7 protein-coding genes are annotated in these 7,173 nt (G+C 70.7%); 3 read left to right on the top strand and 4 right to left on the bottom strand.

Translation table 11 applies throughout. The annotated features are described in order from the left end of the window. Positions 1-178: 178 nt before the first annotated feature. On the bottom strand, positions 179-1,579 hold the full coding sequence (locus Q664_RS36710; RefSeq protein WP_043406823.1) for an FAD-binding oxidoreductase: 1,401 nt from the start codon (positions 1,577-1,579) through the stop codon (positions 179-181). Positions 1,580-1,763: 184 nt separating this feature from the next. Here Q664_RS36710 and Q664_RS36705 point away from each other — a divergent pair, with 184 nt between their 5' ends. Then, the gene (locus Q664_RS36705; RefSeq protein ID WP_043406821.1) at positions 1,764-2,537 is read left to right on the top strand and encodes a hypothetical protein; all 774 of its coding nucleotides are present in this window, start codon (positions 1,764-1,766) and stop codon (positions 2,535-2,537) included. Positions 2,538-2,540: 3 nt separating this feature from the next. Here the strand turns inward: Q664_RS36705 and Q664_RS58330 are convergent, their stop codons facing one another. Beyond that, entirely contained in the window at positions 2,541-2,735 is a 195-nt protein-coding gene (locus tag Q664_RS58330; RefSeq protein ID WP_152622554.1) for a hypothetical protein, read from the bottom strand. A gap of 147 nt (positions 2,736-2,882) precedes the next feature. Between Q664_RS58330 and Q664_RS53155 the strand changes: the two genes are divergently transcribed. Both Q664_RS53155 and Q664_RS36695 read left to right on the top strand, forming a co-directional pair. After that, the gene (locus tag Q664_RS53155) at positions 2,883-4,595 is read left to right on the top strand and encodes a Tox-REase-5 domain-containing protein (RefSeq protein WP_052519124.1); all 1,713 of its coding nucleotides are present in this window, start codon (positions 2,883-2,885) and stop codon (positions 4,593-4,595) included. Between the two features lie 12 nt (positions 4,596-4,607). Next, positions 4,608-5,342, top strand: a complete 735-nt coding sequence (locus Q664_RS36695; RefSeq protein ID WP_043406818.1) for an Imm52 family immunity protein — start codon at positions 4,608-4,610, stop codon at positions 5,340-5,342. Positions 5,343-5,387: 45 nt separating this feature from the next. Here the strand turns inward: Q664_RS36695 and Q664_RS36690 are convergent, their stop codons facing one another. Together Q664_RS36690 and Q664_RS36685 are read right to left on the bottom strand one after the other, a co-directional pair. After that, complete coding sequence (locus Q664_RS36690) at positions 5,388-5,873, bottom strand: hypothetical protein (protein ID WP_043406815.1); 486 nt, start codon at positions 5,871-5,873, stop codon at positions 5,388-5,390. 3 nt (positions 5,874-5,876) lie between these two features. Continuing rightward, positions 5,877-7,172, bottom strand: a complete 1,296-nt coding sequence (locus tag Q664_RS36685) for a COG1470 family protein (RefSeq protein ID WP_043406812.1) — start codon at positions 7,170-7,172, stop codon at positions 5,877-5,879. Between the last annotated feature and the right edge of the window lies 1 nt (position 7,173).

The raw sequence follows: 7,173 nt of genomic DNA, 5'->3' as shown, positions 1-7,173 counted from the left end.
ACGGGGTGAGGGTGCCTCGAATCCCGGGTTGAACCCCTGTCCACACTGGGTTCCTTGGGTTGAAGAACAGGTGCAGATACCCTCACCCCGACCCTCTCCCGAGGGGAGAGGGGATATGCGGTCACTTCCCTGAAAGGGATTCACCGGGCTCAGGCGACTCGGAGAACCAGAGGGCCCCTCACACGTCGAGGATCTTCCCCGGGTTGAGGATGTTGTTCGGATCCAAGGCGCGCTTGAGCGTGCGCAGCATCTCGAGCTCGGCGGGCGAGCGCGAGAAGGCCAGGTAGTCCTTCTTCAGCAGGCCGATGCCGTGCTCGGCCGAGATGCTGCCGCCGTGCTTGCGCACCAGCTCGAACATCGTGGGGTCGGCCTTCTTCGTGTGCGCGAGGAACTCGGCCTTCTCCATGCCCTCGGGCTTCATGATGTTGATGTGGAGGTTGCCGTCCCCGATGTGGCCGAACAGGGCGATCTCCCAGCCCGGGTAGCGCTCGCCGAAGACCGCGTCCATCTCGGAGCAGAAGGCCTCCAGGTTCGCCACCGGCAGCGACACGTCGTTCTTGTGCGGCAGCCCCGTGGCCGACAGGCTCTCGCTGATGCTCTCACGCAGGGCCCACAGCTCGATGGCCTGCGAGGGACTCTGTGCCATGGTGCCGTCCGTCACCAGCCCCCGCTCGAAGAGCGAGCCCAGCCAGCCCTCCACCTCGGCGGCGTCCTTGCCCTCGGCCTCCATCAGCACGTAGCACCCGCTCGGGGCCTCGAAGGGCGAGCGCAGCTTGCGGTGACGCTGCACCCGCGCCAGGCACTTGTCGGTGAAGAACTCGTAGGCGCTCAGCAGCAACGGAGCACGGCGGGCCTCGCGGAACAGCCGCAGCACGGCGGCCACGTCCGGCACGGCGAAGAGGAACACATCCTGCTTGCCCGGCAGCGGCGTCAGCTTGAGCGTGGCCTCGGTGATGATGCCCAGCGTGCCCTCGCTGCCGATGAAGAGCTGGCGCAGGTCCGCGCCGGTGTTGTTCTTCTCCAGCGCGCCGTTGAGCTCCAACACCTGCCCCTGCGCCGTCACCACCTGCAGGCCCAGCACCCACTGGCGCGTGAGGCCGTAGCGGATGACCTTCACCCCGCCCGCGTTGGTGGCGATGTTGCCACCCACCTGGCTCGAACCCTTGGAGGCGAAGTCCACCGGCCACGTGAGGCCGTGCTCGGCGCAGTGGTGGTGCACGGCCTCGGTGACGGCTCCGGCCTGCACGCGCACCGTGTTGCCGAGCAGCTCCACCGGCTCCATCCGGTTCATCCGCTGGAGGGACAGCACCAGCTCGCCCCGCGCGGCCACCGCTCCGGCCGCCAGGCCCGTGCGCCCACCCGAGGGCACCACCGGCACCCGGTACTGGTTGCACAGGGCCAGCAGCCGCGCCACCTCGTCCGTGGTGCGCGGGAAGGCCACCGCGCTGGGGGCGGGAGAATGAACGCGCGTCCAGTCGCGCCCGTACTCCTGGAGCTCGCCAGGCTCGCGGGTCAGGAAGTCCGCGGGGAAACCATCGGCAACAGCACGGAGGAACGCCTCGGGAAGCACGTCGGCCATGAGGGGAGCACTAGTGCAGGGGCCCGGCCATGGCAAGCCAGCGAGCGGGGCATGGAGCGCTTTCATGCCCTGGTGCCAGTCCGCACCTGGACAGACGCGGCGCCCCTTTCAGCCGGGCCCACCTCCCATGCTTATCCTCCCACGCGGCTCGTGGCGGCGGGGGCGGGCCCGGGGGAGTCCACACATGGAGCTGCGCAAGCCACTGTTCATCGCGGCACTGGTGTTGTTCGGCCTGTGTGTCCTCGTGGAGGTGGGCGCCTCCATCCTGCTGCCCCGCCCCGTCGCCAGCCGCGCGGACATCGAGGCCAACCTGCGCAGCGAGGGCGCCCAGGACGACGTGAGTGTCGACGAGGTGCTCGACATGCAGCGCCGCAACGAGCCCACCCCGGGCATGGGCATCCCCTACCTGGCACTCGTCGACGGGCTGGTGCTGCTCACCCTCGGGCTCATGGGCGCCAGCCTGCTCGTCCCCGAGCGCGTCCACGGCCAGGTGCAGGGCGTGGTGTCCCTGGTGGGCGCCCTCGTGGCCCTCATCGCCGGCATCACCATGCTCGTGGGCGCCATCGGCCTGCTGTTGCTCATGGTGTCCCTGTTCACCGCCGTGCCCTTCGGCACCATCGCCTACCTGGCCATCTGGGGTTTCTTCAACCGCGGCGGCGCCTCCGCCACGCTCGGCCTCCTCATGAGCTTCAAGGTGGCCGCCCTCATCTGTCTGGCGCTCGCCCACCCGCGCTTCCTCCAGAACAAGGGGCTGGTGCTGCTCGTGCTCACCTCGCTGCTGGCCGGCGCCCTCGTCAGCCTCCTGCATGGGTGGGTGCCCCTCGTCCTCGTGAGCATCACCGATGCCATCGGCGCCATCATCGTCGCCCTCCTCGGCCTCGTCTGGGCCGTGGTGCTCTTCATCGGCGCGCTCGTCTCCATCCTCCGCGTGCTCAAGCTCAAGCGCACCGCGCTCTGAGCCTCAGCGCAGCCGCACCGGGCACTCGGAGGTGTTGCGCGCCGCCACGGTGCACGTCAGCGACAGCGTGGCACCCTCTTCCGGCACATCCAGCCCCCGGCGCTCTCGAGGCCCGCGGCCCCCTCCGTGCGCACAGCAGGGGCAGCTGGGACTCCGGGCCTGCGTGAGGGCCGTCCCCCCTTCAGGACTGGGTGTCATGCATCCTACTCTCCAGGGTTGTTTCCTGGGGGAAGGGCCAGCGCCATGTTGAAGGAGCACCGGAGTCCTGGGGCGGGGGAGGGCGGCGGTACGCAGCTCGAGGCTGGGTGTAGCGCACGGAGCTGGCCGTGGAGGACGTGGCGCCTGATGGCGCTGGTGCTCATCGGGCTGCAGACGGCGTGTGCGACGGGCTACCCGATGGGCGGAAACCTGGGGGACGGGAGACAGCGGTGGCGGGTGCAGCGGGCCAGTCCCAGGCCATCGGAGGTCGCGAGCCACGCCTTGGCGGCGTCGGCCGCGGAGGCCAGCGGCGCCGACGAGGACCTGGAGGGCGCCGCCGGGGAGGTCGGGGGCCGCGAGGCGGAGGTGGCGGTGGTGGTTGCCGACGAGGCCGGGGCGCCGTGGGAGGTCCGGCATCGAACGCGGCGCGTGAGCGTGGCCGACGAGGAGGAGCTGGAGGGGAAGGGCGTTGGTTGGCCCGATGGAGTAGGCGACGGACGGCCCTTCGAGGTGCCCATGACGCTCGACTACTTCCAGGGCTTCCTCGCGCAGGCGGGCGTTCCCAGCACGGCGCTGCCGAAGGACGGGCGCACGCTCGCACCTCGGCAGGCGATGGAGTTGCTGCCCCATCTGCTGTCCACGCCGCTGACGCTCGGCAACTTCGGGCTCCGGAGGATGGCGGCGCACCTGCTCCTGGAGGTGGCCGCTGGCGGCGAGGCCGTGACGCGGGACGAACTCCACGCACGGATGCGGCGCTTCTCGCGGCTGCTGGTGCTGCGGCCGGACGGGTACCTGGTGAGGTCCACAACGGGGAGCGCTGTCCAGAAGGCCGGTCAGGTGGTGCTCGCCGAGGACGGAACGCTCCGGGCCGGACGCTTCGAGGTGGGGCCGTTCTACGCCATCGAGGGCGGGCGCCTGTTTCTGGTGGACCAGGGACTCGAGGTGCCGAAGGGGGCTCGTCCGGCGGGCCCCTACGCGCCCGACGACAACCCGGCGCTGGCGGTAGCCGAGGGGGCGGTGCTCGCGGTGGTGGACATGGTGGAAGGCCTCTATCGGCTCGCGTTCTACACGGGCGAGACGCTGGAGGGGCTCGCACAACTGCCGGGCGCGGTGAGGCTGCTCTACGAGAACTCGCCGCAGCTGTGGGAGGAGTTCCGCCACAAGCCCTACGCCGAGAAGGTGCGCACCGTGTCGCGGCTGGCCACGGGCGCGGTGCTGACAGTGGGCACGGCCGGTGCGGGCACGGCGAAGGTGGCGGCCTGGGGCGGCAAGCTGGAGAGCCTCACAGTGCCGCTGCTATCGCTTTCGGGGGAAGGGCTCCTGGCGGTGCGCCTGGTGGCTGTCCCCATTGGAAGTGTTGCCACCGCGGCCGCGCCGGCGCTGAGCGCCACCTACGTGCTGCACATGGCCAGCACGGGCGCACCGGGCGCGGGAGGCGGTGGTGGGTGGCCTCCGATTGGAGGACCCGGGCAGTGGGTGGAGGACACCTCGAGCATGTCGGAGCAGGCCCGGGCCTACCAGGCCCAGGTGACGGGCGCCCCGAGCGGCTGGTGCTACAAGGTGTGCAGGAATGGGAAGTGCGTCGAGTATGACGGCTTTGAGCCGACTGAGGGCGTGCTACTCGAAGGCAAGGCGCGCGGGTACGCTCACTGGTTCGACAAGGACCTCGAGCCTACGCTGGAGTTCTACGGAGGCCTGGACGACATGCTCAAGCAAGCCGCACGTCAGTATCAGATGGCGGCCGGGCGGACCATCCGCTGGCACGTCGCCGAGCCTCGAATGGTAGCCGTGCTTCGCAAGCATTTCGACGAGGCGAACCTTGGCTCCATAGAAGTCGTTTACACCCCGCCGGTGAAGTGAGGATGGCCGCGCATGAGTGAGCGGTACGGAATCAAAGCGTATTGGGGACACCGGCCGGAGCCGGCCGAAGAATGCGCTCGGCGCGCGGAGGCATTCTTCCGCCTCCTGTCTGGGAGCCATCCCGACTTCACCCAATGGTACGAGAAGGGCCACTCCGCCCGGGAGGCGCTGCAGCTCGGCTTTGAGCCCACTCGCGAGACCTTCCGTAGATGCTTCGGACGAGAGAAGTACCAGATCCTGGATGACGGGTTTGCGTTCGGCGCCTGGACGGGGCATCTGGAACAGGGCCGGGGCGGATCGGTCATGCTCAGGTGTGGGTCGAAGGCGGAGTTTGCGCCGAACTACCTCTGGCTCTCACTTCCGAGGGAGGCCCTGGGGCACGAGCGCCTGGTCACGGTGCCTGTTGTCGCCGCCGCCATGCGTGCCATGGCGGTGGCCTGGGAGCCAGAATGGGCAGTCGCTACGGTAGACGGGCTGTGGAAGGAACTCTCTGGCGGCAGCCAGCTGGGCTGCTTCGTGGGCTGGATGACGTACCTCTCGCGGGCCCGGGGCGAGGTGCCTGTCCTTCCCGCGCCGGTGCGTGTCGAGCCCGTGGGTGACAAGGGAACGCTCGTGACACTCACCCCGGAGCGACTGACCCCCAACAATCCGGAGCACGTGGCGCTTGCCTGGCGAACGCAGAGGGCGCTCGAGGAGCGGGGGCTATTGCGGTTGATGGTGCCGCCCGCTTCCAGGCTGAAAGCGTAAACGGTCGCGCGGCTTGGGAAATTCAAGCGCACCGCGCTCTGAGCCTCAGCGCAGCCGCACCGGGCACTCGGAGGTATTGCGCGCCGCCACGGTGCACGTCAGCGTCAGCGTGGCCCCCTCTTCCGGCACGTCGAGCTCCCGGCGCTCGTCCACGCCCTCGAGGCGGGCGGGCACCGCGGCCCCTCCCACCGGCACGAGCCTCACGTCCACCCGGCTCCCCGACAGGGGCTCCACGTTCACCGTGCGCACCCGCTCGTCCGAGCGCGCGATGGCCACCTGGCACTCGCGCCCGCGCACCACCCGCACGGTGCCCCCGGTGAGCGTGCAGTCCGTGGCGCTCAGGTCCTCCTCCGCCACCCGGGGGGGTTTGATGAAGCGCTCCCGCCACCGCACCCGCTCCTCCTGGGAGACGGAGCTGCCGCCTCCAGGGGAGCGCACCTGCGCGCCCAGGCCCACGCCCAGCACGTACAGCGCGACGCAGGCCACCACGGCCAGGATGAGGAGGACGGTGGAGGGCTTGGGCTGGGACATGGTCTAGCGGCACCTCGAGCGCACGCAACTTCCGGAGAGGCACTGGCTGTCCAGGGCACAGGGCTGGCCCGCGGGCAGGCGGCAGGTTCCATCACTGCAGCGCATGGGGGACTCGCAGTCACTGTTGTCGTCACAGTGGCGGCGCACGATGGCACACCGCCCGCGGGAGCAGGTGCGCCCGGGACCGCAGGGAGGAAAGCACTCCGGCCGGCAGATGCCGCTCTGGCAGTTGCCGCTCTCGCACTCGGTGCCCCTGCTGCACGAGGCCCCCTCCCTCAACACGCACCGGTTGCTCTCGCAGCGCGCCGGGGGCTCGCAGTCACTGCTGCTCCCGCAGCGGCCCCCCGGGGAGACACGGGCCCGGCAGCTCCCCCCGACACACCGGCCCGAGAGGCACTGCGCGTCCCCGGTACACGACTGCCCGTCGGGAAGCTGGCACCGTCCCCGCTCGCACCGTCCGGGGCTCTCGCAGTCCGCGTCCCGCGTGCACCCGCCGCCCGGCGGGACGGTGGCGGTACAGGTGCCCTCCTCGCAGCGGCTGGAGATGCACTGGGCCGCGCTGGTGCAGGGGCTCCCATCCGGTTGCAGGCACAGGCCCTCGTGGCAGCGCAGGGGCTCGAGGCAGTCCCGGTCCGCCTCGCACGCCGAGCCCAGCCCCAGCGGCGGCTGGCACGTCCCCTCCACGCACCGCTGGCTGGCGCACGACGCGTCCTCCCCGCAGGCGAAGCCGGTATCTCCCAGGCAGAGCGACTCCCCGGTGCACACCAGGCCCCCGGCGCACCGCGGCTCCCCCTCCGCGCACGGCTGGGAGAGGCCTGGCAACACGCCACTTCCGCCCGTGCCATCTCCATCTCCCCGCGAGAGGAGGAAGGCCACCACGCCGCCCGCGAGGAGGAGCACCCCGGCGGCGAGCGCCACCCACATCCAGGGGAAGGGCTTCTTCGCGGGCGCCGGAGCCACCGCCACGGTGAAGGCCACCGAGGGGCTTCGCGCGTAGTGCTCGTCCGGGTTGGCCACGTCCACCACCAGCAGCTTGAAGGCGTACTCGCCCTCGGGCGCTCCCGGCGGCACCGCCACCTTCACGGTGAAGACGGCCGTGCCATCCGGCGCCAGCTCCCTGGACTCCTCCTCGCGCAGCCGCATCCACTCGGAGCGCGCGGTTCCGGACGGCTCCACGGAGGCCCTCACCCGCAGGGGCAGGTGCAGGGCGTTGGAGACGGTGAAGCTCACCTCCCCGTCGCGCCCCGGGGAGAGTTGAACGGCGGCGGTGCTCGCGGTCACATCGAAGGCACGTGGCATC

Source organism: Archangium violaceum Cb vi76, assembly GCF_000733295.1.
GTDB classification, from domain to species: domain Bacteria; phylum Myxococcota; class Myxococcia; order Myxococcales; family Myxococcaceae; genus Archangium; species Archangium violaceum.
This window is presented reverse-complemented; position numbering and strand designations above follow the sequence as displayed.

Bases quoted from the DNA above. Each gene is read 5' to 3' on its own strand.
- Q664_RS36710 (WP_043406823.1), bottom strand. From the start codon at position 1,579: ATGGCCGACGTGCTTCCCGAGGCGTTCCTCCGTGCTGTTGCCGATGGT.
- Q664_RS36705 (WP_043406821.1), top strand. From the start codon at position 1,764: ATGGAGCTGCGCAAGCCACTGTTCATCGCGGCACTGGTGTTGTTCGGC.
- Q664_RS58330 (WP_152622554.1), bottom strand. From the start codon at position 2,735: ATGACACCCAGTCCTGAAGGGGGGACGGCCCTCACGCAGGCCCGGAGT.
- Q664_RS53155 (WP_052519124.1), top strand. From the start codon at position 2,883: ATGGCGCTGGTGCTCATCGGGCTGCAGACGGCGTGTGCGACGGGCTAC.
- Q664_RS36695 (WP_043406818.1), top strand. From the start codon at position 4,608: ATGAGTGAGCGGTACGGAATCAAAGCGTATTGGGGACACCGGCCGGAG.
- Q664_RS36690 (WP_043406815.1), bottom strand. From the start codon at position 5,873: ATGTCCCAGCCCAAGCCCTCCACCGTCCTCCTCATCCTGGCCGTGGTG.
- Q664_RS36685 (WP_043406812.1), bottom strand. From the start codon at position 7,172: ATGCCACGTGCCTTCGATGTGACCGCGAGCACCGCCGCCGTTCAACTC.